Annotated in this window: 21 protein-coding genes, 1 tRNA gene and 1 pseudogene; 10 read left to right on the top strand and 13 right to left on the bottom strand. The window is 75.1% G+C overall.

Annotated features, from left to right (window positions below):
- A pseudogene (locus ABTZ17_RS28075) lies at nt 1-695 on the bottom strand (MFS transporter); the annotation flags it as partial.
- Between the two features lie 82 nt (nt 696-777).
- On the opposite strand from ABTZ17_RS28075, the gene treY reads away from it, so the two are divergent.
- On the top strand, nt 778-3105 hold the full coding sequence (gene treY, locus ABTZ17_RS28070) for a malto-oligosyltrehalose synthase (protein ID WP_352198533.1): 2328 nt from the start codon (nt 778-780) through the stop codon (nt 3103-3105).
- A 191-nt stretch (nt 3106-3296) separates the two neighbouring features.
- Complete coding sequence (locus tag ABTZ17_RS28065; RefSeq protein WP_352198532.1) at nt 3297-4592, top strand: M14 family zinc carboxypeptidase; 1296 nt, start codon at nt 3297-3299, stop codon at nt 4590-4592.
- Here ABTZ17_RS28065 and ABTZ17_RS28060 read toward each other — a convergent pair.
- Nucleotides 4582-5091 carry a GNAT family N-acetyltransferase gene (locus ABTZ17_RS28060; protein ID WP_352198531.1) on the bottom strand — a complete coding sequence of 170 codons (510 nt, stop codon included), beginning with the start codon at nt 5089-5091 and terminating at the stop codon, nt 4582-4584. The two genes, ABTZ17_RS28065 and ABTZ17_RS28060, sit on opposite strands and share 11 nt — an antisense overlap.
- Nucleotides 5092-5196: 105 nt before the next feature.
- Nucleotides 5197-5745 (bottom strand): FHA domain-containing protein, encoded by a 549-nt coding sequence (locus ABTZ17_RS28055; protein ID WP_352198530.1) that lies wholly within the window; start codon nt 5743-5745, stop codon nt 5197-5199.
- 107 nt (nt 5746-5852) lie between these two features.
- Here ABTZ17_RS28055 and treZ point away from each other — a divergent pair, with 107 nt between their 5' ends.
- Nucleotides 5853-7601, top strand: coding sequence for a malto-oligosyltrehalose trehalohydrolase (treZ, locus tag ABTZ17_RS28050; protein WP_352198529.1), 1749 nt, complete (start codon nt 5853-5855; stop codon nt 7599-7601).
- A 24-nt stretch (nt 7602-7625) separates the two neighbouring features.
- On the opposite strand, the gene ABTZ17_RS28045 is transcribed toward treZ, so the two are convergent.
- The gene (locus ABTZ17_RS28045; protein ID WP_352198528.1) at nt 7626-8501 is read right to left on the bottom strand and encodes a LysR family transcriptional regulator; all 876 of its coding nucleotides are present in this window, start codon (nt 8499-8501) and stop codon (nt 7626-7628) included.
- Between the two features lie 125 nt (nt 8502-8626).
- On the opposite strand from ABTZ17_RS28045, the gene ABTZ17_RS28040 reads away from it, so the two are divergent.
- Nucleotides 8627-9226, top strand: a complete 600-nt coding sequence (locus tag ABTZ17_RS28040) for a short chain dehydrogenase (protein WP_352198535.1) — start codon at nt 8627-8629, stop codon at nt 9224-9226.
- Nucleotides 9227-9305: 79 nt separating this feature from the next.
- Here ABTZ17_RS28040 and ABTZ17_RS28035 read toward each other — a convergent pair.
- Nucleotides 9306-9378 (bottom strand) — tRNA-His (locus tag ABTZ17_RS28035).
- Between the two features lie 129 nt (nt 9379-9507).
- Between ABTZ17_RS28035 and ABTZ17_RS28030 the strand changes: the two genes are divergently transcribed.
- Both ABTZ17_RS28030 and ABTZ17_RS28025 read left to right on the top strand, forming a co-directional pair.
- Complete coding sequence (locus ABTZ17_RS28030) at nt 9508-10059, top strand: GNAT family N-acetyltransferase (protein ID WP_352198527.1); 552 nt, start codon at nt 9508-9510, stop codon at nt 10057-10059.
- 159 nt (nt 10060-10218) lie between these two features.
- The gene (locus ABTZ17_RS28025; protein WP_352198526.1) at nt 10219-11364 is read left to right on the top strand and encodes an alpha/beta hydrolase; all 1146 of its coding nucleotides are present in this window, start codon (nt 10219-10221) and stop codon (nt 11362-11364) included.
- Here the strand turns inward: ABTZ17_RS28025 and ABTZ17_RS28020 are convergent.
- The 8 genes from ABTZ17_RS28020 to ABTZ17_RS27985 all read right to left on the bottom strand — a co-directional run bounded on the left by ABTZ17_RS28020 (nt 11333) and on the right by ABTZ17_RS27985 (nt 18835).
- Nucleotides 11333-12088, bottom strand: coding sequence for an alpha/beta fold hydrolase (locus ABTZ17_RS28020; RefSeq protein ID WP_352198525.1), 756 nt, complete (start codon nt 12086-12088; stop codon nt 11333-11335). The two genes, ABTZ17_RS28025 and ABTZ17_RS28020, sit on opposite strands and share 32 nt — an antisense overlap.
- 208 nt (nt 12089-12296) lie before the next feature.
- Nucleotides 12297-14357, bottom strand: a complete 2061-nt coding sequence (locus tag ABTZ17_RS28015; protein ID WP_352198524.1) for a phosphocholine-specific phospholipase C — start codon at nt 14355-14357, stop codon at nt 12297-12299.
- Nucleotides 14358-14578: 221 nt separating this feature from the next.
- Nucleotides 14579-15031, bottom strand: a complete 453-nt coding sequence (locus ABTZ17_RS28010) for a hypothetical protein (RefSeq protein WP_352198523.1) — start codon at nt 15029-15031, stop codon at nt 14579-14581.
- A 29-nt stretch (nt 15032-15060) separates the two neighbouring features.
- A complete protein-coding gene (locus tag ABTZ17_RS28005; RefSeq protein ID WP_352198522.1) occupies nt 15061-15390 on the bottom strand; it encodes a plasmid mobilization protein in 330 nt (109 codons plus the stop codon).
- Nucleotides 15391-15501: 111 nt separating this feature from the next.
- Nucleotides 15502-15909, bottom strand: a complete 408-nt coding sequence (msrB, locus tag ABTZ17_RS28000; RefSeq protein ID WP_352198521.1) for a peptide-methionine (R)-S-oxide reductase MsrB — start codon at nt 15907-15909, stop codon at nt 15502-15504.
- A 15-nt stretch (nt 15910-15924) separates the two neighbouring features.
- Nucleotides 15925-17319, bottom strand: coding sequence for a UDP-N-acetylmuramate--L-alanine ligase (gene murC / locus ABTZ17_RS27995; RefSeq protein WP_352198520.1), 1395 nt, complete (start codon nt 17317-17319; stop codon nt 15925-15927).
- Between the two features lie 138 nt (nt 17320-17457).
- Nucleotides 17458-17925, bottom strand: a complete 468-nt coding sequence (locus tag ABTZ17_RS27990; RefSeq protein ID WP_352198519.1) for an indole-3-glycerol phosphate synthase — start codon at nt 17923-17925, stop codon at nt 17458-17460.
- A 139-nt stretch (nt 17926-18064) separates the two neighbouring features.
- Nucleotides 18065-18835 (bottom strand): pyrimidine reductase family protein, encoded by a 771-nt coding sequence (locus tag ABTZ17_RS27985; RefSeq protein ID WP_352198518.1) that lies wholly within the window; start codon nt 18833-18835, stop codon nt 18065-18067.
- A gap of 37 nt (nt 18836-18872) precedes the next feature.
- On the opposite strand from ABTZ17_RS27985, the gene zapE reads away from it, so the two are divergent.
- The 4 genes from zapE (at nt 18873) to ABTZ17_RS27965 (ending at nt 23238) form a co-directional block, all read left to right on the top strand.
- The gene (zapE, locus tag ABTZ17_RS27980) at nt 18873-19991 is read left to right on the top strand and encodes a cell division protein ZapE (RefSeq protein ID WP_352198517.1); all 1119 of its coding nucleotides are present in this window, start codon (nt 18873-18875) and stop codon (nt 19989-19991) included.
- Between the two features lie 56 nt (nt 19992-20047).
- Nucleotides 20048-20473, top strand: a complete 426-nt coding sequence (locus ABTZ17_RS27975; protein ID WP_352198516.1) for an OsmC family protein — start codon at nt 20048-20050, stop codon at nt 20471-20473.
- Between the two features lie 191 nt (nt 20474-20664).
- Nucleotides 20665-22035, top strand: a complete 1371-nt coding sequence (locus ABTZ17_RS27970; protein ID WP_352198515.1) for an alkaline phosphatase PhoX — start codon at nt 20665-20667, stop codon at nt 22033-22035.
- A gap of 294 nt (nt 22036-22329) precedes the next feature.
- Nucleotides 22330-23238 carry a PPK2 family polyphosphate kinase gene (locus ABTZ17_RS27965; protein ID WP_502994872.1) on the top strand — a complete coding sequence of 303 codons (909 nt, stop codon included), beginning with the start codon at nt 22330-22332 and terminating at the stop codon, nt 23236-23238.
- The last annotated feature ends 230 nt before the right edge of the window (nt 23239-23468 follow it).

Raw genomic sequence — 23468 nt, 5'->3', positions numbered from 1 at the left:
GGCCGGGGCACGGCCCCGGCCGGGCGGGTACGGGCGGCGGTCGGCGTCCGGCCGGGCCCGCCCGAGGCCGCCCGGCGGGAGCCCGCCGTCACGGCGGCGGTCGGGTGCAGGGCGAAGGCCCCACCGGCGACGGCGACCAGCGCGGCCGCCAGGCCCAGCGCCGCCGCCGGGTGCACCAGCAGGGCGCACAGGCCGACCACGGCGGGGCCGATCACGAAGGAGACCTCGTCGAGGGTGCCCTCCAGGGAGTGCACGGCCCCGGTGACCCGTTCCCCCGCCCCGGCCCGGCGGGCCAGGGCCACGGAACGGGTCCGGGCCAGCGGGCCCACCAGCGGCACCGAGGCCCCGGTGACCGCGCCGATCGCGGCGAGCAGCGCGGTCGGCAAGTGCGCCAGGGCTCCGGCGACCAGGGCCGCGGTCGCGAGGGAGTTGACCGCGGCGGCGGCCAGCACCACCGGCCGCTGCCCGTACCGGTCGGCGCACCGACCCAGCAGCGGACCGCACAGGACCTGCCCGGCGGAGAGGGTGCCGCCCACGATCCCGGCCGCGGCGAGCGAGCCGCTGGTGTCCGCGACGAGGAGCACGCTGCCGAACTGGCACATGGCCACGGGCAGGCGGGCGAGGAAGGAGACGAGCGGGAGAAGGGGCCCGGTCAGGGCGATGACGTTGCGATAAGTGAGGAGCGTTCCGGCCACTCGCTCGACGCTAACGCGCTGGAGTCACCCGGATGCACTGGGCAATGGCACGGAATCGCGACCGGTGGGTACGTACGTTCTCATGACCCGGCAGTATGCGAGTGACCTCCCGGACCCGCCCGGCACCCCGGGCCCGCCGACCGCCACCTACCGGCTCCAGGTGCAGCCCCGGTTCCCGTTCGCCGCCGCGGCGGCGGCCGTGCCCCGACTGGCCGCCCTCGGCGTCTCCCACCTGCACCTGTCCCCCGTGCTGGAGGCCGTGCCCGGCTCCTCCCACGGCTACGACGTGACCGACCCGTCCCGGGTCCGGGAGGAGCTCGGCGGAGAGGCGGGGCTGCGGGACCTGGCCCGTACCGCCCGCGCCCACGGCCTGGGCCTCGTCCTGGACATCGTGCCCAACCACATGGCCGTACCGGCCGACACCCGCCGCAACGGCGCCCTCTGGGAGGTGCTCCGGGACGGCCCGGACTCCCCGCGGGCCCGGTGGTTCGACATCGACTGGGCGGCGGGCGGCGGCCGGGTGCTGCTGCCCGTGCTCGGCGGGCCGCTGGCCGAGGAACGCGGGCGACTGGCCGTCGACGGGGACGCCCTCCGCTACGGCGACCACGCCTTCCCGCTCCGCGCGGGCACCGCCGACCTGCCGCTGCCCGAGCTGCTGGCCGCCCAGTGGTACCGGCTGGGCTGGTGGCGGCTGGCCCGCACCGAGCTCAACTACCGCCGCTTCTTCACCGTGTCCGAGCTGATCGGCGTCCGCGTCGAGGACCCGGAGGTGTTCGCCGCGAGCCACGCCAAGATCCTCGAACTGGTCCGGGACGGCGTCGTCCAGGGCCTGCGCGTGGACCACCCGGACGGACTCGCCGACCCGGAGGGCTACCTGCGGAGACTGGCCGGGGCCACCGGCGGGGACTGCTGGACGGTGGTCGAGAAGATCCTCACCCCCGGGGAACCCCTCCCCGCCGGCTGGCCCGTGGCGGGCACCACCGGCTACGACACCCTCTACCGGCTGGACGGGGTCCTCACGGACCCGGCGGGCGCCGCCGACCTGGCCCGCCTGTACCGCTCCCACACCGGCCTCCCCGACGAACTCGGCGGGGACTGGACCGCCACCGCCCGACGCGCCGGACAGGAGGTCGCCCGGCACGACCTGGCCGCCGAGACCTCCGCCCTGGCCCGACTCGCCGCCCCCGGCGACCACGACCACGCCCCCTGGGCCCTGCGCCGCGCCACCCGCTCCCTGCTGCGGTCCGTCCCCGTCTACCGGCCCTACCCGGGCCCCGACGCCGCCCTGGCTCTCCCCGAGACGGCCCTCCCGGCGGCCCGCGCCGAGTTCCCCGTACCCGAACAGGGCGCGGCCGTGGACCACGTGCGCGACCTGGCCCTCGGCACCGGCCCCGCCTTCGCGGCCCGCTTCGCCCAGACCGCCGCCGCGCTGCGCGCCAAGTCGCTGGAGGACCGGGCCTTCTACCGGTACGCCCCGCTGCTGTCCGCCGCGGAGGTCGGCGGGGATCCGGGCCGGCCCGCCGTCACCCCGGAGGAGTTCCACGCGCACTGCGCGGCGACCGCCCGCACCCACCCCCGGACCGGCGTGGTCCTCTCCACCCACGACACCAAGCGCAGCGGGGACGCCCGCGCCTGGATCTCCGTGCTCAGCCAGGCCCCGGACCGCTGGGCGGAGTTCCTCCGCGCGGTGCCGGCCGGGCCGGACCCCTGGTTGGTCTGGACGGCCGCCCAGACCGTCCTCGGCCTCGGCCCCGACACCGCGGCCGCCGCACCCGAGCGGGTCACCGCCGCCCTCCTCAAGGCGGCCCGCGAAGCGGGCCTGCGCACCACCTGGACCGAACCGGACGAGAACTACGAGACCGCCCTGCGCGCCTACGCCGCCGACCTGCCGTACCCGCAGCTGCGCGCCCTCGCCCGGGACCTCGCCCCGCACGCCCGGGCCAACGTCCTCGCCGCCACCCTGCTGCTGCTCACCGTGCCCGGGGTGCCGGAGCTCTACCAGGGCACCGAGGCCGAGTACCGGGCCCTGGTGGACCCCGACAACCGCGACCCCTACGCCCCGCCCGCCGAGGACGAGAAGACCCGCCTGGTCCGGACCGCGCTCGCGGCGCGGCGGGACCGGCCGGAGCTGTTCGGCCCGTCGGCGGCGTACGCCCCGGTCCCGGTGCGCGGGCCGGCTGCCGCCCACTGCCTGGCCTTCGCGCGCGGCGGGGGCGCCCTCAGCGTCGTGACCCGGCTGTCCCTGCGACTGGAGCGGGCGGGGGGCTGGCGCGACACCGAACTCCGCCTCCCGGCGGGCCACTGGCACTCCCCCGCCCACCCCGCCCCCCTCACCGGCCCCGCCTGGATCCCCGCCGCCGCCCTCCTCACCACCACCCCCGCCGCCCTCCTGCTCACGGCCCACCCCTGACCGCGGGTGGTGCCGGGGGGGCGGCCCCCGGCACCACCGCACCGCGGTGCGAGCCCCGCCAGGCGTCGAACGACCCCGAAGCCGCACCGCACCACGCACCGAGCCGCCCGCCCCACCCCGACCACGACCCCGCCGGCGAACGCCGGCCCCGCGGAGCAGTACGCGGCCCCCCGGCCGGGCAGCACAACGAGGTGAACCCAAACCCTGACGCGCACTACCCCACCCCCGCGGAACTGGAAGCCGGGGCCCGCGCCCTGACGGCCTCCCACCCCGCCCTGACCCGACTGCACCGCACCGGCACCTCCCGCGCGGGCCACCCGCTCTGGCTGTTGTCCGTGGGACACGGCATCCGCCCGCCCGGCGGCCCGGGCCCACGGCCCGACCGCACCCCCCGGGACGTCCTCGTCGTCGCCGGCGCGCACGCCAACGAACCGGTCGGCGGGCCCACCGCCCTGGCCCTGGCCCACCGCGTGCTCCGCGAGGAGGACCTGCGGGCGGACTCCGTCTGGCACTTCCTGCTCTGCGCGGACCCGGACGGCGCGGCCCTGCACCGCACGCCCCGCCCGGAGGGCCTGTTGGACTACCACCGGAACTTCTACCGGCCGCCGGGCCCGGAACAGCCCGAGTGGGCCCCTTCGCTGGTGCCCCCGGACCGGCTCCCACCGGAGTCGCGGGCCCTGGTCGACCTCATCGACGAGGTCCGGCCGCTGCTCCAGGTGTCGCTGCACGGCACCGACCTGGGCGGCAGCTGGGTCCAGCTGACCCGTGACCTGCCGGGCCTGGCCGAACCCTTCGGCAAGTCCGCGGCCGAGCTGCGGATCCCGCTGGAGACCAGCGCCTCCGACGCGGCCGGCTGGTCCTCCTCGGGCCCGGGGGTGTTCGTGATGCCCGGACCGGCCGGCACCCCGGCCGGCTCCTTCCACCCGGAGGACCCGCGGCTCAGCACCTGGTACCGGGCCCACCGGCACGGCGGCACCACCGCCGTCGTCGAGGTCCCGATGTGGGCCAGTGACCTGGTGGACGATCCCGCCCCGCACCCGGACCCCCGCGCGGCCCTGGCCGTGCTGGCCCGGCGTCTGGAGGCCGACGCGGGGGCGGTGGCCGCGCTCCTCACCGAGGTCCGGCCCGACCTGCCCCCCGCGGAGGGCGCCCCGCTGCTGCGGGCCGTCGAGTGGACGCTGACGCTGGTCCCGAGAATCGTCGGGGCCTGGTCGCGGTCGGCGCCCGCGGAGGCCACCGCCGCCTACGTGGGCTCCCTGGACGCCTTCGGACAGCGGCTGGTGCTGCGGGCCGCGGCGATGCTGCTGCGGGAGCTCCGGGCGGCAGGGCACCCGGCGGCGCCCGCCCTGGACCGGCGGGTCACCGGCTGGTGCGAGTCCTTCGCGGCCCGGTTCGGGGCCCGTTGGGTGCCGGTGGACGTCCAGGTGGAACACCAGGCGCGGGCGGTGGTGGCCGCGTACGAGCGGGCCCTGGCGGTCAGTCGCTGACGGGCAGCCGGAACCGCAGCTTGGGAAGGAAATCCGCGCCCAGGCGCCGGTAGAAGCGGACCGCGCCCTCGTTCCACTCCGGGGTCTGCCACTGCACCTGGGCCATGCCCAGCTCGCGGGCGAGTTCGGCCACGGCCGCCACGAGCGCCGCGCCGAGCCCGTGGCCCCGCGCGTCCTCCGCCAGGTACAGGCAGTCCAGGTGGAGGTGGCTGCGGGCCTCCCAGAAAGCGAACTCCGGTGCGCAGGCGGCGTACCCGAGGATCCGCCCGTCGGGGCCGATGGCGGCGAGGATCCGCCGGGCGGGGTCCGCGCCGGGCCCGAACAGGGCCTCGTGCAACCGCCCGGCCAGTCCGTCGGCGACCGGGGCGGACCGCTCGTAGGCGATGTGCTCGTGCATCAGCTCGGCGATCCGCGGCAGGTCGGCGGGGAGCACCGGGCGGACGGCGGGGGCCGCCGGGACGGGAGCGGGGCCGCGGGACGGGTCTCGGTCTTCGATCACGGCCCCATCCTGCGGTCCGGGCCCGGCGCCCACCCGGCCGGGCCGCCCGGTGCCGGTTCCGTCCCGGTACGGGCCCGGCGCGACGGGGCGCGCGCCGCAGCCGGCTCAGCGGGAGGAGAGCCGGAAGGTCATCCGTCCGAAGCCGACGAGGTCACCGTCCCGCACGGCGGCCGAGCCCGTGACCCGGTGCCCGTTGACGGTGGTGCCGTTGGTGGAGCCCAGGTCGCGCAGGACCCACCGCCCCTCGCGCAGGCTGAGTTCGGCGTGCACCCGCGAGACGGTGTCGTGGCTGAGCCGCAGCCCGTTGCCCGGGTCCCGGCCGATGCGCAGCGGGTACGGGCCGGGCGCCGGCAGCAGCAGTTTGGGGTACTTCTCGGCCTGCCAGGCCCGGCGGACGCCGACGGACACGGCGGAGACCCGGCCCACCCAGCCGAACAACCTTGAGGTCCACGGCCCTTCGGTGCGCAGGTCCGCGGTGAGCACGGCCAACTCCTCGGACCGGCGCGCCGTCAGGGCGAGTTCCATCCGCCGCAGGAAGGTGTCCTGCGACAGTCGGCCCTGGGCCACCCCTTCCCGGAGCAGCCCGAGGGCCTTGTCCCGCTCGGCGTCGGTCAGCCGTGCGGGGAAGGCGGGGAACTCGAAACTCGATGTCACAGGGTGATTGTCGGCCCGTCGTGGGCGGAGTGTCCAGAACTCCCGGTCGTCGGCGGCGATGATGGGGCGGACCGGGTTAGCCGCCGTCCGCGAGGAGGGGACCGTCCGTGCAGTTCGAGGTGTGGGCACCACAGGCAGAACGGGTCGTGCTGCGGCTGCGCGAGGAGGCGGCGCGACCCATGGAACGGGACCCGGAACGGGCCGGCTGGTGGGCGGTCGAGGCCCCGGCCCGGGACGGCGACCGGTACGGGTTCCAGCTCGACGACGACCCGGTGGTGCGGCCCGATCCGCGGGGCAGGCGGCTGCCCGACGGCCCGGACGGGCCGAGCGCGGTGGTGGAGCCGGAGCGGTTCGTGTGGTCGGTGCCGGGCCCCTCCCTGCCGCTCCAGGACTCCGTGCTGTACGAGCTGCACATCGGGACCTTCACCGCGGAGGGCACCTTCGACGCGGCGGCGGCCCGGTTGGGGCACCTCGCCGCGCTGGGCGTGACCCACGTGGAGGTGATGCCGGTCTGTCCGTTCCCCGGCCGGCACGGTTGGGGCTACGACGGGGTGGCCCCGTGGGCGGTACACGAACCGTACGGCGGGCCGGCGGGGCTGGCCCGGTTCGTGGACACCGCGCACGAACACGGCCTGGGCGTGGTCCTGGACGTGGTGCACAACCACCTCGGGCCCTCGGGGAACCATCTGCCCGCCTTCGGGCCGTACTTCACCGACACCCGGCAGACCCCGTGGGGTGCCGCGGTGAACCTGGACGCGCCCGGGTCCGACGAGGTGCGCGCCTACCTGGTGGAGAGCGCCCTGGCCTGGCTGCGGGACTACCGGATCGACGGGCTGCGGTTGGACGCCGTGCACGCCCTCGCCGACGGGCGGGCGCTGACCTTCCTGGAGGAGCTGTCCGCGGCGGTGGACGCGTTGGCCGCGGAGACGGGACGGCGGTTGTTCCTGATCGCCGAGTCCGACCGGTGCGACCCGGGGACCACCCGGCCCCGGTCGGAGGGCGGGATCGGCCTGCACGCCCAGTGGAACGACGACTTCCACCACGGTCTGCACTGCGCGCTGACCGGCGAGGACCGCGGCTACTACGCCGACTTCGCCGTGGCCCCGCTCGCGGCCCTCGCCAAGAGCATGACCCGGGGCTTCTTCCACGACGGCACGTACTCGGCGTTCCGGGGCCGCACGCACGGGCGGCCGGTGGACCGGCGGCGGACCCCCGCGCACCGGTTCCTGGGCTACGCGCAGACCCACGACCAGATCGGCAACCGGGCCGTCGGGGACCGGCTCTCCTCCTCGCTGTCGCCGGGGCTGCTGGCCTGCGCGGCGACCCTGGTGCTGACCGGCCCGTTCGTGCCGATGCTGTTCATGGGCGAGGAGTGGGGGGCGCACACCCCCTGGCAGTACTTCACCGACCACACCGATCCGCTGCTCGGGGAGGCCGTACGGGCGGGCCGGCGAAGGGAGTTCGCGGCCTTCGGGGAGCCGCTGGACCGGGTGCCCGATCCGCAGGACCCGGCGACCCGGGACCGGTCCTGCCTGAACTGGGCGGAGCCGGAGCACGCCCCCCACAACCGGCTGCTGGAGTGGCACCGCACGCTGGTGCGGCTCCGCCGGCACCAGCACGACCTGCGCGATCCCGACCTGGCGGCGGTGAAGGTGGCCTTCGACGAGGAGCGGCGCTGGTTGACGTACCGGCGGGGGGACGTGCGGATCGCGGTGAACCTCGCCCCGGAGCCGGCGACGATCGCACTGGGCCGCAACGGCGTGCGGGTCCTCGCGGCCTGGCAGCCGGTGCAGTCCCCCGATCCGGCGGGCCGGATCCACCTGCCCGGGGAGTCGGCGGTCGTGCTGGGCCCCTGAGGCCGTGCCCTCCGGGGCCGGCCCTCAGGAGCTGACGGTCTCCCGGACGGCGGCGAGGAACTCCTCGGTCCGCGGGTGCGTGGGGTGGGCGGGGTGGGCCAGGTAGACGGTGGCGTCGGGGACGTCCGTCACGGGCACGAAGCGGACCCCGGGGTGGGCGTGGCTCTGCGCGGTGCCCTCGGCGCCGAGCCCGAAGGCGGCGCCCGTGGCGATGAGGTTGAGCCACTCGTCCACGTTGCCCACCTCGATCACGCCCACCGGACGGCCCTCGCGCGGCCACAGCTCCGGGGAGGCGGTGCCGGTGTCCGGCCACAGGGCCAGGGGCAGCTCCGGCGCCCCGGTCGGATCGGTCAGCTCGGCCATCCGGACCCGGTCCCGGCCCGCGAGGGGGTGGTCGTCGGGCAGAGCGGCGACCCGGCCCTCGGTGTAGAGGGCCTCGGTGCGGATGCGGGGGTCGGCCGGTACGGTGCGCAGCACCGCCACGTCGGTGTCGCCGGTGGCCAGCCCGGCGGTGCTGTTGTCGCGGCGGACCACCTCCAGCGGGGTGTGCGGGTGGGCGCGGCGCCAGGACCGCAGCAGGGGCACGGTCTGCCGGCCGAGGACCGCGCAGGTGTAGCCGAGGCGGAGCGGGCGGGAGACGGTACGGGTGTCGGCGAGGGCCGCGTCGAGGTGGGAGAGGATCGCCCGGCCGTGCCCGAGGAGGGTGCTGCCGGCGGGGGTGAGGGCCAGCCGGCGGGAGGTGCGGTCGACGAGCCGGACGCCGACCCGGGCCTCCAACTGGGCGAGGGTGCGCGACAGCGCGGGCTGGGTCAGGTGCAGCCGGGCGGCGGCCGCCGTGACGGTGCCGGCCGCGGCCACCGCGTCCAGGGCCCTGAGGTGGCGCAGTTCCACGTCGTCCATGCCTGCCGAGCATAGTCCCTGACCGGACGGCATTTCCGGGGGCGGCCGGCGGTGCGTAGCGTCGGGGGTGTCCGGGGGAACGGCTCCCGGACGGACGTTTCCACGGCTCTCTTGGACGGTGTGTGGTGAGGATTCTCCTGGTCGGCGCGAGCGGCACCCTGGGCGGCGCGGTGCGCTCGGCCCTCGCGGAGCGCGGGCACGAGGTGATCGGGGTGGGCCGGTCCGGCGGCGACCTGGTGGCCGATGTCACGGACCCGGAGGCGGTGGCCCGGCTGTACGCGGAGGCGGGACCGCTGGACGCGGTCGCGGTGGCGGCGGGGCACGCGGTGTTCCGGCCGCTGGGCGAGCTGAGCACGGCCGACTACGCGTCCACCCTGCACGGCAAGGCGCTGAGCCAGATCGAGCTGGTCCGGCAGGGTGCCCGGCACGTGGCGCCGACCGGTTCGTTCACGCTGGTCAGCGGGATCCTCACGGACGAGCCGATCCGCGCGGGGGCGGCCGCGTCGGCCGCGAACGGCGCGATCGAGGCGTTCGTGCGGGCGGCCGCCATCGAGCTGCCGCCGCAGCGGATCAACGTGGTGAGCCCCACCGTGTTCGAGGAGTCCCTGCCGGCGTACGCCCCGTTCTTCCCCGGCATGGAGGCCGTGCCGGTGGCCCGCGCCGCGACGGCGTACGTCCGCTCCGTGGAGGGGGCGCAGACGGGCCAGGTCTACCGGGTGCGCTGACGGTCCGGAACGGACCGCGGGACCGGGGAAACACCCGAGGGGCGTACGAGACGGATCTCGTACGCCCCTCGGGCGACAGGGTGAGTGACGGGACTCGAACCCGCGGCCACCTGGACCACAACCAGGTGCTCTACCAACTGAGCTACACCCACCACGACGGGCGGCGGACCACCCGTGCGACGTGCACGCACAGCATAGCCGATCGCCGGGGTGCTCCCGCGACGCGATTGTGCCGGTCCGGGCCATGGGCCCGGCGCCCCGACCTGTGATAGCACGCCGGTATGGACGACCTGGTGACCGAACGCCTGGTACTGCACCCCCTGGACGCGGCCGAGGCCGAACGGCTGCTGGACCCGCGGCCCCGGGACCGCGCCGCCTGGGCCCCGGGGTACCCCGACGAGACCGATGCCGTCGGCGCCCGCACCTTCCTCGCGACGATCGCGGAGACCGGCGACCCGCACCCCTTCGGCGCGTACGAGATCCGCCGCCGCTCCGACGGGCTGGCCATCGGCGGCCTCGGCTTCCACGGCCCGGCCGACGCCGAGGGCGGGGTGACCATCGGCTACGGACTGATCCCCTCGGCGCGGGGCGCCGGGTACGCCACCGAGGCGGTCCGGGCCCTGCTGGACCTGGCCCGCCGGCACGGCGCCCGGCGGGTCCGCGGGGACACCGACCGCGAGAACGTGGCCTCGCAGCGGGTGATGACCGCGGCCGGGCTGCGGCTGGTCGCGGAGGACGACCGCCTCAGGTACTACGAGCTGAGCTGGGTCCACCCGGAGGAGGGGGCCGTGTCCGGGCCGGTCGAGGGGCCGCCCGCCCGTGCGGCCTCCTGACCCGCCGGCGCCCGACCGGGCCGCCTCCCGACCCGCCGCCTCGCGACCCGGCGGCCCGGCGGGGGCGGTTCCGCCCCGCCCGGGGGGCCGGGGCTGCCGGGTCCCGGGGGTGCGGTCCTGGCAGGATCGGGGCCATGCGCGGACGCCCTTCCGGTAGCCATGCCGCTCACCGGTGACCTGACCCTCGCCCTGGCGGCGCTGCTCGCCTGCGCCGTGTTCACGGCCGTGGTGGTGGGATGGCCGCGGCTGTCCGGGCCGGGACCGCGGTTCCTGCTCGGCCGGGCCGGCGCGCTGCTGGGACTGACCCTGGCCCTGGCCGTGCCCGCCGGGCTGGCCCTGAACTCCGCCTACGGGTTCCACTCCGGCTGGAGCGACCTGCTGGGCCTGCGCCGGGAGGACCCGGGGGCGGACGGGCCGGGGCTGCGGGTCACCGGAGTGCACCGGTGGAAGTACCGGGGCACCACCGACGAGGCCGTCACGGGGCGGATCGACGCGGTCCGGGTGCGCTCCCGGGACGGGGAGCTGACCACCCCCGGCTACGTGCACCTGCCGCCGGAGTACCTGGCCGCGCCGCCGGAGCGGCGGCGCTCCTTCCCGGTGGTGGTGGCCCTGAGCGGGTACCCGAGCACGCCCCGGGTGCTGCTGGACCTGTTCCGGTACCCGCAGCTGGCCCGGGACGGGGTGCGGGCGGGGCGGATGCGGCCCACGGTGCTGGTGATGCTGACCCCCACGGTGGCCCCGCCCCGGGACACCGAGTGCGTGGACGTGCCGGGCGGGCCGCGCACGGAGACCTTCTTCGCCGAGGACCTGCCGGCCGCCGTCGCCGCCCGGTACGGGCTGACCCGGGACCCGCGCGCGTGGGGGGTGATGGGCAATTCGGTGGGCGGGTACTGCGCCCTGAAGCTGGCCCTGCGCCGATCGGACGCGTACCGGGCCGGGGCCGGCCTGTCCGCGCCGTACCGGGCGGCGCACGACGCGGACACCGGGGACCTGTTCGGCGGGGATCCGGCCCTGGAGCGGGAGAACGACCTGCTGTGGCTGCTGCGGAACCGGCCGCAGCCGCCGGTGTCGCTGCTGGTGGCGAGCAGCCGGCGGGGCGAGCACCAGTACCCGCGGACGCTGGAGTTCGTGGCCGCGGTGCGGGCCCCGGCGCGGGTGTCCTCGATCCTGCTGGACAGCGGGGGCCACAACTACGAGACCTGGGGGCGGGAGACCCGCCCGGCCCTGGAGTGGCTGGTGGGCCGGCTCCGGACCGGACGGGACCCGGCGGGGGTCAGCCCCGGAGGAACGACTCCACGGCCGTGACCAGGGCCACCGGGGTCTCGTGCATCGGGTAGTGCCCGGCACCGGGCAGGATCCGGACCTCGCTGTGCGGGTACCAGACCCGCCAGGTGGCCTCCATGACCTCCGCGGTGAGCGCCAGGTCGTGGGCGCCGACGAGCACGAGCACCGGGACGGTGTTGCCCTTGACCGCGGCCGACAGGTCCAGGGACTGCCAGCTGGCGAAGTAGGAGGCGAAGGCCTCGGGGCGGGAGACCTCCACGGAGTGCGCCGTCATCCGGTCCAGCCAGTGGCCGCTCGCGCGGTTGCCGGTCACCAGGTCGAGGATGGTGCGGCGGTTGCCGGGCTCGGCCGCCGCGCCGTGGAAGAGGGCGTGGGTGGCCTCGTCCATCGCGTACGGGGAGGCCGGCACGGGTGCCACGCCGATCAGCTTCTCCACCCGGTGCGGGGCGTGGACCAGGACCTGCTGGGCCGCCTTGCCGCCCATCGAGTGGCCGATGAGGGAGAAGGTGTCCCAGCCCAGCTCGTCGGCGAGGGCGAGGACGTCCCCGGCGATCTCGGGGACGTCGAACCGGCCCGGCTCGTCCCGGCGTTCGCCGTACCCCCGGTAGTCGAGGAAGGCGTACGTGAACCCCTCCGGGTCCCAGTAGTCCAGTACGGAACCCCAGTTGGCGGAGGTCCCGAACCAGTCGTGCAGCACGATGACGCGGACCGGTCCGGATCCGACGGTCCGGTGAGTGATGGGCATGCGGTCTCCCTGCGGTGGGCCGGGCGCGGTGGCGCCCTTCGACCCGTAGGGTCTGCCCGGCCGGACCGCCGTCCTACCCACCGGCCGCCGGAACGCTGCGGGGGCCGGGGAGCGGGGTGTGAGGGAGCGGGGTGTGAGGGTGCACCCGGCCGTGTCACATGTGACGGTGCGGTGGGCCGTGTCACGCGTGACGGTGCACCCTCACCGGTCACACCGTGAGGATGCCGGGGTCGGTGAGGCCGGCGGCCCCGGTCTCGACCTTGCCGGCGAGGCGGCGCAGGAACACCGAGTCCCCGGAGCGGGTCACCGTGACGTCGTACCAGTTGCGGGCGGAGCGCAGGTCCACGCTGTGCGTGACGGTGGCGCCCTTGCGGACGGTGAGGGTCTGCGCCGCTCCCCCGTAGGTCTGGGTGACGGTGAGCTGCGCGTCGGCGCCGCCCGCGTTGGTGAGGGTCAGGTCGAGGTTGCCGGTGGCCGCGTTGTGGCGGGCGGTGACCTCGGGGCCGGCGGTCTTGCCGGGGCTGCGGAAGCGGCGCACGAAGCCGTTGGGTCCGTGCACCGTGAGGTCGGTGACCCCGTTGGAGTAGGTGGTGTTCCAGGTGTCCTTGATCGACTTTCCGGCCTCGGTGGTGTAGGTCCAGGGGGCGTCGGTGCGGTTGGCGGAGGTGACGAGGAACTGGGCGCCGAGGCGGGAGCCGCCGCTGAAGGTGAGGGCGTACTTCCCGGCCGCGACGTCCTGGGCGCCGTCCACGTACGGGGCGTAGCCCAGCGGGCGGGTGGGCTTGGACCCGGCCTCCTGGCGGGGCATGGTGCCCACGGCCGGGACGGTGGGGACGAAGTCGGGGTGGCGGTTGCGGTCCGGCGGGTAGTAGCCCGCGGTGGGCGGCAGGGCGGCCGGGGCGGTGTCGGTGCGGGTGAAGTCGAAGGCCGAGGTCAGGTCGCCGCAGACGGCCCGGCGCCAGGGCGAGATGTTGGGCTCGCGGACCCCGAAGCGGGACTCCATGAAGCGGATGACCGAGGTGTGGTCGAAGGTCTCGGAGCAGGTGAAGCCGCCGGTGCTCCAGGGGGAGACGACGAGCATCGGCACCCGGGGGCCCAGGCCGTAGGGGCCGGCCACGTAGCCGGTCTTGCCGGGGAAGACGTCCAGGGCGGTGGCGGTGGTGGAGAGGCCCTGGGCGGCGGAGGCCGGGGCGTACGGCGGGACGACGTGGTCGAAGAAGCCGTCGTTCTCGTCGTAGGTGATGAACAGGGCGGTGCGCGACCACACCTCCGGGTTGGAGGTGAGGGCGTCGAGGACCTGGGCGATGTACCAGGCGCCGTAGTTCGAGGGCCAGTTGGAGTGCTCGGAGAAGGCTTCCGGGGCGGCGATCCACGAGATCTTCGGGAGGGTACCGGCCCGGACGTCGGCGCGCAGGCGGTCGAAGTACCCCTCTCCCGCCTTGGCGTCGGTGCCGGTGCGGGCCTTGTCGTAGAGGGGGTTGCCGGGCTGGGCGTTGCGGTAGCTGTTGAAGTACAGCAGGGAGTTGTCGCCGTAGTTGCCGCGGTAGGCGTCGTTGATCCAGCCCCAGGAGCCGGCGGCGTTCAGGCCGTCGCCGATGTCCTGGTAGATCTTCCAGGAGATCCCGGCCGCCTCCAGGCGCTCGGGGTAGGTGGTCCAGCCGTAGCCCGCCTCGGCGTTGTTGAGGACGGGTCCGCCGCCGGTGCCGTCGTTGCCGGTGTACCCGCTCCACAGGTAGTAGCGGTTGGGGTCGGTGGACCCGATGAAGCTGCAGTGGTAGGCGTCGCAGATCGTGAAGGCGTCGGCGAGGGCGTAGTGGAAGGGGATGTCCTCGCGGGTGAGGTGGGCCATGGTGGTGGCCGTCTTGGCGGGCACCCACTGGTCGTACCTGCCCTTGTTGAAGGCCTTCTGCCCGCCCGCCCAGTCGTGGTTGAGGCCCTGGAGGAACTCCATGCCCAGGTCGTCGCCCGGGGGTCGGAACGGCAGGGTGACCTTGCCGTTCGTGTCCGCCTGGTTCCACACGGACTTCCCGCTCGGCAGGGTCACGGGACGCGGGTCACCGAAGCCGCGGACGCCCTTCATCGCACCGAAGTAGTGGTCGAAGGAACGGTTCTCCTGCATCAGGACGACGATGTGTTCCACGTCCTGGATGGTGCCGGTGCCCGCGGCGGCCGGGATGGCCGCGGCCCGGGCGATGCTGTCCGACAGGGCGGTGAGCGCCGCGGCGCCGCCCGCGAGCTGGAGGAACCGTCGGCGGTTGAGTTCTACCATGGGTGAGTGACCTCTGCGGGTGAGGGGGGAACGAAGCGGTCCCAGAAGAGCGCGAGCGAGGTACCGCCCGGAGGCTGCCCCGTGACCTCCCGCGGTACGCCAGGGAAACAGGCCCCCTCACCCACCCCCTGTACCCCCCCCACCAGAAATCCCCCCACCCCACCCGTCCCGCCACCCCCGGGAAACGCGCGGGCCCCCGCCGTGGGGCGGGGGCTGACTCCTCAGACGGCGATCACGTGGACGTCGGGCGGATCCAACACCTCCAGGTACGCCGTGATGTCCTCGGGATCGCTGGTGAACACCACCGCACTGCCGTGCTTGGCGGCCGCGAGCGCCACGCACGCGTCGACGGCGTCGGGCCTCTTCTTCGCTGGCAGCGCCGCCGCCCCCAGCACGGTGCCGATCCGACGCCAGTCCCTGAGGTCCGGACCCGCCGCGCACGCGATGCATTCGGGGCGGCCCACCCGTGTGTCGCGCATGGCCGACTCCGCGTCCCGTGCCTGCGGGACGGTGCAGTCCCTGAGCACCGCGGCCAAGCCGTGTACGAGCGCCGGTGCCGGCCGCCACACCTGGGCCAGGACCGGGCCGAGGACGAGGGCCCGATGCGGGGTCCCCCGCATGCCCTCGTGCAAGTGGACCGCCTTCGCCTTCCGGTCGGCGAGGGCGATGAGCATCCCGGTGTCATAGACCGGGACCCGCGGGCTCACGCCGCCGCGCCGGGCCGCGCCCCCGCCGGGCCGGCCCCGCGGACGAGGGCGAGGGCGGCCTCCACCTCGCGCCGTTCCTGCTCCGTCAGCTCCCCTTCGGATCCGTCCTGTTCGACCGGACCGGCGGCTCCGTTCTCCGCCGCGTCGATGAGGGCGTCCACACCGGCGAACTGTTCCTCTATGGCCTCGGTCTCCGCCATCTGGCGCGTCGCCGCGTGCACGAGGTACGCGGACACGTCGAGTCCGGCCCGCTCCGCGTGCCGCTTGATGCGCTCCGCCTGAGTCTGTTCGAGGCTGATGCTGATCCTGGTCCTGGTCCTGGCCACACCGCCAGCGTATGACGCGTATTACACCTGTGACAAGCGGGCATCCGCCCACCCCGGAAAACGCGCGGGCCCCCGCCGTGGGGCGGGGGCCCGGGGTGGTGCGAAAGGGGGTCAGCCGGCGTCGGGGGCCAGGCGCAGGCTGATGGAGTTGATGCAGTAGCGCTGGTCCGTCGGGGTCGGGTAGCCCTCGCCCTCGAAGACGTGGCCCAGGTGCGAGCCGCACGTCGCGCAGCGGACCTCGGTGCGGACCATGCCGTGCGAGGTGTCCGCCAGCAGCTCCACGGCCTCGCTGTCCTTCGGGTCGAAGAACGACGGCCAGCCGCAGTGCGAGTCGAACTTGGTCTCGGAACGGAACAGCTCCGCCCCGCAGGCACGGCAGGAATAGGTGCCCACCGTCTTGGTGTCGGTGTATTCGCCGCGGAAGGCGGGCTCGGTCCCGGCCAGGCGCAGCACCTGGTACTCGGACGGCGTGAGCTCGGCCTGCCACTGCTCGTCGGGCTTCTCGACTTCGTACGCCATGGCCTTCGCTCTCCCTCAGTGCGCCAGACGGTCCAGGATCTGCGGGCCCAGGTCGGTGACGTCGCCCGCGCCCATGGTGAGAACGAGATCGCCGGGCTTGGCCATTCCCGCGATGACCTCGGCCACCGCGCCCTTGTCGTGTTCGGCGGTCACGTCGGCCCCGGCGGCGCGGGCCGCGGCGATGATGATCTCGCTGGTGACGCCGGGGACCGGGTCCTCGCGGGCCGGGTAGATGTCCAGGACCACGGAGGAGTCGGCGAGGGCGAGGGCCTGTCCCATCTCCTTGCCCAGCTCCTGGGTGCGGGAGAAGAGGTGGGGCTGGAAGACCACCAGGATCCGGGAGTCCCCGGCGGCCCCGCGGATGGCCTCCAGGTCGGCGGTCATCTCGGTGGGGTGGTGGGCGTAGGAGTCGATGACCTGGACCCCGGCGGCCTCGCCCTTGAGCTGGAGGCGGCGCTTGACGCCGGTGTACTTGCCCAGGGCGGCGGCCAGCTCGCCGGCCGGGACGCCCAGGGCGGTGCCGGCCAGGAGGGCGGCCACGGCGTTGTGGGCGTAGTGGCGGCCGGGCACCGAGACGGTGAAGGTCAGCGGGTCGCCGTCGATCTCGACGGTGACCTCGCTGGACAGGCCGCGCGGGAGCACGGAGGTGATGCGGACGTCGGCGTCGGCGCTCTCGCCGTAGGTGACGACCCGGACCCCGGAGGCGGCGCGGACCCGGCGGGTCAGCTCCACGGCGCCCTCCTGGTCGGCGGAGACCACCAGGGTGCCACCGGGGACGATCTTCCCGGCGAAGATCTCGAAGGACTCGAAGATCTCCTCCATCGAGGCGTAGTTGGCGTGGTGGTCAAGTTCGGCGTTGAGGACGATGGCGACCTCGGGCGCGTACCGGTGGAAGCTGCGGTCGCTCTCGTCCGCCTCGGCCACGAAGATCTCGCCCTCGCCGTGGTGGGCGTTGGAGCCGGGGGCGTCCAGGTCCCCGCCGATGGCGTAGGACGGGGCCAGGCCCAGGGCCGAGAGGGAGACCGCCAGCATGGAGGTGGTGGTGGTCTTGCCGTGGGTGCCGGCGACGGCGATCGGGCGGAGCCCGGTCATGAGGGCGGCCAGCGCGTCGGAGCGGTGCACGACGGGGATGTCCAGTTCGGCGGCGCGGAGCAGCTCGGGGTTGTCGGCGCGGATGGCGCTGGAGACGACCACGCAGGTGGCCTCGTCGGCGAGGTGCCCGGCGGCGTGCCCGATGTGGACGGTGGCACCCTGGGCGCGCAGGGCCTCGGCGGTCGCGGACTCGCGGGAGTCGCTGCCCGCCACGGCGGCGCCGCGCTGGGCGAGGATCTTCGCGATACCGGACATGCCGGCGCCGCCGATGCCGATGAAGTGGGGCCGGTCCATGGCGGTCGGCAGGCCAGGTGTCATGCGTGTCTCTCCCGAGGGCTGCGCCCGAGTGGCTCGGTGCGGTGCGTGCGGTGCGTCGGACGGGCTCCGCGGTCGCGGCGCGGCGGGCGTCGCGGTCCGGCGGAGCGGTGCCCCGGGCCGGGGCACCACCCCCGCAGCCTATTCGTTGTGGGCGAAGAGCTTGAGCACCGGAACCCCGACCTTGTGGCGCGCCCGGGAGGCCCAGTCCCGGTGGAAGAACTCCTCCACGAAGTGCGGGGCGGTCAGGACGATCACCTCGTCGGCCCCGGTCTCCTCCACGACGGCCTTGAGCTTGTCGAGGGGGTGGTCCTCGACGACCTGCCCGACGGCCGAGTGGTTGCGGGCCCGCAGGGAGGCCAGGGAGGCCGCCAGGGCCTGTTCGGCGGGGCCGCGGGCCTCCGCGCCCTCCGGTTCCTCCCCCTCCCGGACGGCCTCGGGCAGCTCACCGAGCGCGACGTCGTCGATGGCCCGCAGCAGCCGGTCCTGGTCGCCCCGGGGCTGCAGCAGCACGACGAAGGAGACGGGGTCGTCTCCGTGCAGGGTGGTGACGAAGTCCACGTCTACGGATGTCAGAGACTTCTCGATCATCAATACGCTCGTGAACACGGACGCCCTCTCCTTCTTGGCCGTGGTCTCGCGACCGTGGCGGTCCCCTGCGGAAACCATCCTGCCCCGTCAGCACATGGAGCCTCGGAAGTTAGTGTGCCCAGCCGGGAAAAAGCGGAACGGTGAATTCCGCAACTCGTCAGATCCGACCGTAACGGGTGAAAAGGAACCCGGCCTCCTCCAGGAGCGAGGTCAACCGCATCCGGGCGGGCACGTTCAGTGACGGTCCGCCCGCGATCCGCTGGGCGTCTCCCGCGGTCAGCGTGGGAGAGACGGTCAGGCAGAGCTCGTCCAGGGCCCCGGCGGCCACGAACTGGCCCAGCAGCCGGGGCCCGCCCTCGGTCAGCTGGCGGGTCAGCCCGCGGGCCGCGAGCTCCCGCACGGCCCGCGCCGGGTCCACCCCGGCGCCCTCGCCGGCCGTGAGGACCTCCACCCCGGCCGCCCGGGCCGCGGCCACCCGCTCCGCCGGGGCCGCGGCCCCGGTGAGCAGCAGCGTGGGCACCGACGGCGCGGTGAAGAGCGGGAGGGAGAAGTCCAGGTCGAGCCCGGCGCTCACGACCGCGATGGCGGCGGCCGGGGCCTGTCCGGCGGCCCGGCGGCCGGCGGCGAAGGCGTCCCGGACCCGGGCCGGACGGTACCCCTCCAGCCGAACCGTTTCCGCGCCGACCACGATCACGTCCGCCAGGCCCCGCAGGGTGCCGAAGATCCGCATGTCGGTGGCGCTGGAGATCGGCTGCGAGCGCCCGTCGTGCTGGGCGGCCCCGTCAAGCGAGGAGACCATGTTGCCCCGCAGCCAGGCCGCGCCGGGCTCCGTGGGCGGGTAGGCGTACGCCTCCGCGAGCTCCTCCAGGGACCACTCCCGGTCGCCGGATTCGGATGTCTGATCGGTCACAGGGAACAGCCGTCGCATGCGGTGCAGTGTGACACGCCCCGTACAGTGGAGAACTGTGTCAACATCTCTCACCGCGCCCTCGGGGCCCTCCGGGACACCGGCCCCCGACGCCGACCGGATAGCCGGGGCGGGCCCGCAGTCGCTGTGCGCCCGCGAGCCGCACGTGCCCGCCGAACGGCTGGTCGCCGAGATGGTGCCGCCGCCCCGCTTCGACGGGGTCCGCTTCGACACGTACGACCCGGACCCGAACCAGCCCAGCCAGGCGCAGGCCGTCTCCACCCTGAGCGCCTTCGCCGCCGGCCTGGGCGGGTCCCACGCCGCCGGGCCCGCCAAGCGCCGCTGGTTCTCCCGCAAGCCCGAGGCCCCGGCCGCGCCCCGCGGGGTGTACCTGGACGGCGGCTACGGCGTCGGCAAGACGCACCTGCTCGCCTCCCTCTGGCACGCCACCCCGGCCGCACCGGAGCAGAAGGCCTTCGGCACCTTCGTCGAGCTGACGAACCTGGTCGGCGCCCTCGGCTTCCAGCAGACCGTGCGGACCCTGGGCGAGCACCGGCTGCTCTGCATCGACGAGTTCGAGCTCGACGACCCGGGCGACACCGTGCTGGTCTCCAGCCTGCTGCGGAAGCTGGTCGAGTCGGGCGTGGCGCTCGCCGCGACCTCCAACACCCTGCCCGGCAAGCTCGGCGAGGGCCGCTTCGCCGCGGTGGACTTCCTCCGCGAGATCCAGGGGCTGTCCGCGCACTTCCGCCCGCTGCGGATCGACGGCGAGGACTACCGCCACCGCGGGCTGCCCGAGGCGCCGGCGCCCTACTCCGAGGAGCAGGTCACCAAGGCCGCGTACGCCACCCCCGGGGCCTCCCTGGACGACTTCCCCGGTCTCCTCGACCACCTGGCCCGGGTGCACCCGAGCCGGTACGGGGCCCTCACCGAGGACCTCGCCGCGGTCTGCCTGACCGACGTGCGGGCGGTGCCCGACCAGTCCACGGCCCTGCGGCTGGTGGTCCTCGCGGACCGGCTGTACGACCGGGAGATCCCGGTGCTGGCCTCCGGGGAGCCCTTCGACCGGCTGTTCAGTGAAGAGATGCTGAACGGCGGTTACCGGAAGAAGTACTTCCGCGCGATCTCGCGGCTCACCGCCCTGGCGCGTGACGCAAAGGGCCTCGTGGCGCAGTAGGTTGGGCCGGGTCGGGCCAACCCCGGCCCGGCGGACCAGCCTTGAAGGGATCCATCATGGCCACCACGCGTCACGCACACACCGTCTGGGAGGGCAACCTGCTGGAGGGCTCGGGCGTGGTGACGCTCGACTCGTCGGGCATCGGCTCCTACCCCGTCTCCTGGCCCGCCCGCAGCGAGGAGCCGAACGGGAAGACCAGCCCCGAGGAGCTCATCGCCGCCGCCCACTCCAGCTGCTTCTCCATGGCGCTGTCGAACGGGCTGGCCAAGGCCGGTACCCCGCCGACCAAGCTGACCACCTCGGCGGACGTCACCTTCCAGCCGGGCCAGGGCATCACCGGCATCCACCTCACCGTCGCCGGTGAGGTGCCCGGTCTCGACGCCGAGGGCTTCGCCGCCGCGGCCGAGGACGCCAAGAAGAACTGCCCGGTCAGCCAGGCCCTCACGGGGACGACCATCACCCTGGACGCCAAGCTCGCCTGAGCCGCCGTGCCGTCGGGGCCGGTCGGGGCGCACGCCCGGACCGGCCCCGACGCCGTCCCGGATCCGGGAGGGGCGGGCCCCGGGCGGGTGCGATACCGGCCGGGTCCCGCCCGGCGTCCTTCGCTCCTCGCGGCGGGCGTGGTACCACGTGCGGGTCCGTCTCCTGTCGCCCCCGCAGGGAGTGTGTGCCCATGGCCCCGACCCGACGCCAGGTCCTCGCCGGTACCGGAGCGGCCGCCGCGGTCGCCTTCGGCGGCGCGCTCGGCGAGCTCTTCACGGCGGCCGCCGCGCCGCGCGGCCTGCCCGCCCGCGGCTACGGGCCGCTGCTGCCCGATCCCGACGGGCTCCTCGACCTGCCCCGCGGCTTCCGCTACCGGGTGCTGTCCCGGACCGGGCGCCCGATGCTCTCCGGACAGGGCCCGGTCCCGGGCAACTGCGACGGCATGGCCGCCTTCCCCGGCTCCGGCGCGGGCTCCCCGGTCCGCCTCCGTCTGGTCCGCAACCACGAGAACCGCGCCGACGCCGCCCTGCGGGTCCCGCCCGTCCCGGGGCTGACCTACGACCCGGGGGCCCTGGGCGGCTGCACCGTCCTGGAGCTGGACCGCCGGGGCGCCCCCACCGGGGAACGGGTGGGCCTGGCCGGCACCGCCGTCAACTGCGCGGGCGGCCCCACCCCCTGGCACACCTGGCTGAGCTGCGAGGAGACCGAGGACCGGGCGGGCACCTCGGGGTACGCGCGCGACCACGGGTTCGTCTTCGAGGTGGACCCGGCCGATCCGCACCGGCTCGGAGCGGTGCCGCTGACGGCCATGGGCCGGTTCGCGCACGAGGCCGTGGCGGTCGATCCCGGCACCGGGACCGTCTACGAGACCGAGGACGCCTTCGTCAAGCCCTTCGGGCTGTTCTACCGCTTCCTGCCCGCCCGGCCCCGGGGCGGCCCCGGCTCGCTGCGCGCGGGCGGCACCCTGCAGGCCCTCCGGGTCCCCGGGGTGCCCGACCTGTCGGCGGTGCGGGAGCCCGGCACGCGGCTGCCGGTGGAGTGGGTGCCGGTGCCCGATCCGCAGGCGGTCGGCACCCCGATCCGCGAGCAGGACTTCGGCCCGCGCGGCATCACCCACGCCCAGAAGCTGGAGGGCTGCTACTGGAACGCCGGCGCCGTGTACTTCGTGTCCAGCTTCGCCCGCAGCGCGGAGGGGTCCGCGGCCGACCACCACGGGCAGGTGTGGAAGTACGAGCCGCGGCGCCGCCGGCTCACCCTCGCCGTGGTCTTCGGGCCGGACACGGACGTGTCCCTGCCCGGCGAGGCCCCGGACAACATCTGCCTGGCGCCGGGCGGCGGGCTGATGGTCTGCGAGGACGGCGCGGGCGCCCAGCACGTCTTCGGGGTGACCCGGGGCGGTGACGTGTATCCGGTGGCGCGCAACGCCCAGGACATCGGGGGCCCGGGGGCCCCGGAGTGGGGGGAGTTCGCCGGGGTCACCTTCTCGCCGGACGGCACGGTGATGTTCGTGAACTGCTACACCCCGGGGAGCACCTTCGCCGTCACCGGCCCCTGGCGCTAGGTCGGGCGGGCCCGCCCGGGGCCGGCGCCCGCTCGCGGTCCGTCCCGATCCGGCGCAGGATCGGGACCAAGCGAACGGGACGAGGCGAGCGGAAGGAGCCGGGCGGTGGCGAAGGGCCAGACGGCGGACCGGTCGGGTACCGGGAAGAAGAGCGGCAAGATCCGGAAAGCCACCGGAGCCGCGGATCCCGCGGCGGGCGCGAAGCCCGAGAAGCCGAAGAAGGCCGAGAAGCCGAAGAAGGCGGAGAAAGCGGAGAAGGTCGCGAAGGCCGGGAAGAGCGCCGGGGCCGGGAAGGTGGGCGAGGGGGCAGGGGCCGGGGCCCCGGACCGGGGCGGTCGGGGTGGTGCCGGCCGGGAGCGGTGGGACGCGCCCTCGCTCCGGGAGGCGCTGCGGGTCCGCCCGGGCACCCGGCCCGATCTGGCCGCGCTGGACCCGGCGGGCGTGCCGGCCGGGCCGAGGACGAAGGCCGAGGGGCTGGCCGCCTCCGGGGAGCTGGGCGTCCGGCTCGCGGAGTACCAGGAGCGGCTGTACGCGGCGAGCACGGCGGGCGACCGGCGGCGGGTGCTGCTGGTCCTCCAGGGGATGGACACCAGCGGCAAGGGCGGCACGGTCAAACACGTCATCGGCTGGTTCAACCCCTCCGGCTGCCGGATCCGGGCCTTCAAGGCGCCGACCGCCGAGGAGCGCGGGCACCCGTTCCTGTGGCGGATCGCGAAGGCGCTGCCGCAGCCGGGTGAGATCGGCATCTTCGACCGTTCGCACTACGAGGACGTGCTGATCGCCCGGGTCCGCGAGCTGGCCCCGCGCAAGGTGGTGAGCCGCCGGTACGGGCAGATCAACCGCTTCGAGCGGGCCCTGGCCGAGGACGGGGTGACCGTGGTGAAGGTCTTCCTCCACATCGGCCGGGACGAACAGCGGGAGCGGCTGCTGGAGCGGCTGGACAATCCGGACAAGCACTGGAAGTTCAACGCCGGCGACATCGAGGAGCGGGCCCTGTGGCCCGAGTACCAGCGGGCCTACGAGCTGGCGCTGGAGCGGTGCGGCACGGACACGGCCCCCTGGTACGTGGTCCCCGCCGACCGCAAGTGGTACCGCAACTGGGCGGTCGGGAAGCTGCTGGAGCACCTGGAAGAGCTCGACCCGAAGTATCCCCCCGGCGACTTCGACGTGGAGGAGTGCCGCAAGCGTCTGATTGCCGGATAGTCATATATGTTTCGCGCGTGACCATTTGCGTACGAAACGTTGCCGTCATGGCCGCGCTGGTGGCGCTGGGCGGAGCCGCCCTCGCGGGCTGCGGGGGGCCCGCCCCTGCGGAACGGTCCGGCGCCGCGGCGCCGCCCACGAGCCCCGCGGCCCCCTCCGGCACCGCGGCCGCGCCGGGGGGGGCGTCGTGGCCGGCCGGGTCCGCGTTGTGGGGTCGTCGGCCGCTCGGA

It is taken from the genome of Streptomyces sp. NPDC097619 (assembly GCF_040302735.1).
In the GTDB taxonomy this organism is placed as follows: domain Bacteria; phylum Actinomycetota; class Actinomycetes; order Streptomycetales; family Streptomycetaceae; genus Streptomyces.
The sequence above is the reverse complement of the archived record's forward strand: the minus strand, read 5'-3'. Positions and strand labels throughout refer to the sequence as shown.

What these genes read in the sequence shown, in the direction of transcription:
- treY (WP_352198533.1), top strand. Translation starts at nt 778, where the DNA reads ATGACCCGGCAGTATGCGAGTGACCTCCCGGACCCGCCCGGCACCCCG.
- ABTZ17_RS27970 (WP_352198515.1), top strand. Translation starts at nt 20,665, where the DNA reads ATGGCCCCGACCCGACGCCAGGTCCTCGCCGGTACCGGAGCGGCCGCC.
- murC (WP_352198520.1), bottom strand. Translation starts at nt 17,319, where the DNA reads ATGACACCTGGCCTGCCGACCGCCATGGACCGGCCCCACTTCATCGGC.
- ABTZ17_RS28015 (WP_352198524.1), bottom strand. Translation starts at nt 14,357, where the DNA reads ATGGTAGAACTCAACCGCCGACGGTTCCTCCAGCTCGCGGGCGGCGCC.
- ABTZ17_RS27975 (WP_352198516.1), top strand. Translation starts at nt 20,048, where the DNA reads ATGGCCACCACGCGTCACGCACACACCGTCTGGGAGGGCAACCTGCTG.
- ABTZ17_RS27985 (WP_352198518.1), bottom strand. Translation starts at nt 18,835, where the DNA reads ATGCGACGGCTGTTCCCTGTGACCGATCAGACATCCGAATCCGGCGAC.
- ABTZ17_RS28025 (WP_352198526.1), top strand. Translation starts at nt 10,219, where the DNA reads ATGCCGCTCACCGGTGACCTGACCCTCGCCCTGGCGGCGCTGCTCGCC.
- ABTZ17_RS28045 (WP_352198528.1), bottom strand. Translation starts at nt 8,501, where the DNA reads ATGGACGACGTGGAACTGCGCCACCTCAGGGCCCTGGACGCGGTGGCC.
- ABTZ17_RS28010 (WP_352198523.1), bottom strand. Translation starts at nt 15,031, where the DNA reads ATGCTCATCGCCCTCGCCGACCGGAAGGCGAAGGCGGTCCACTTGCAC.
- msrB (WP_352198521.1), bottom strand. Translation starts at nt 15,909, where the DNA reads ATGGCGTACGAAGTCGAGAAGCCCGACGAGCAGTGGCAGGCCGAGCTC.
- ABTZ17_RS28020 (WP_352198525.1), bottom strand. Translation starts at nt 12,088, where the DNA reads ATGCCCATCACTCACCGGACCGTCGGATCCGGACCGGTCCGCGTCATC.
- ABTZ17_RS28030 (WP_352198527.1), top strand. Translation starts at nt 9,508, where the DNA reads ATGGACGACCTGGTGACCGAACGCCTGGTACTGCACCCCCTGGACGCG.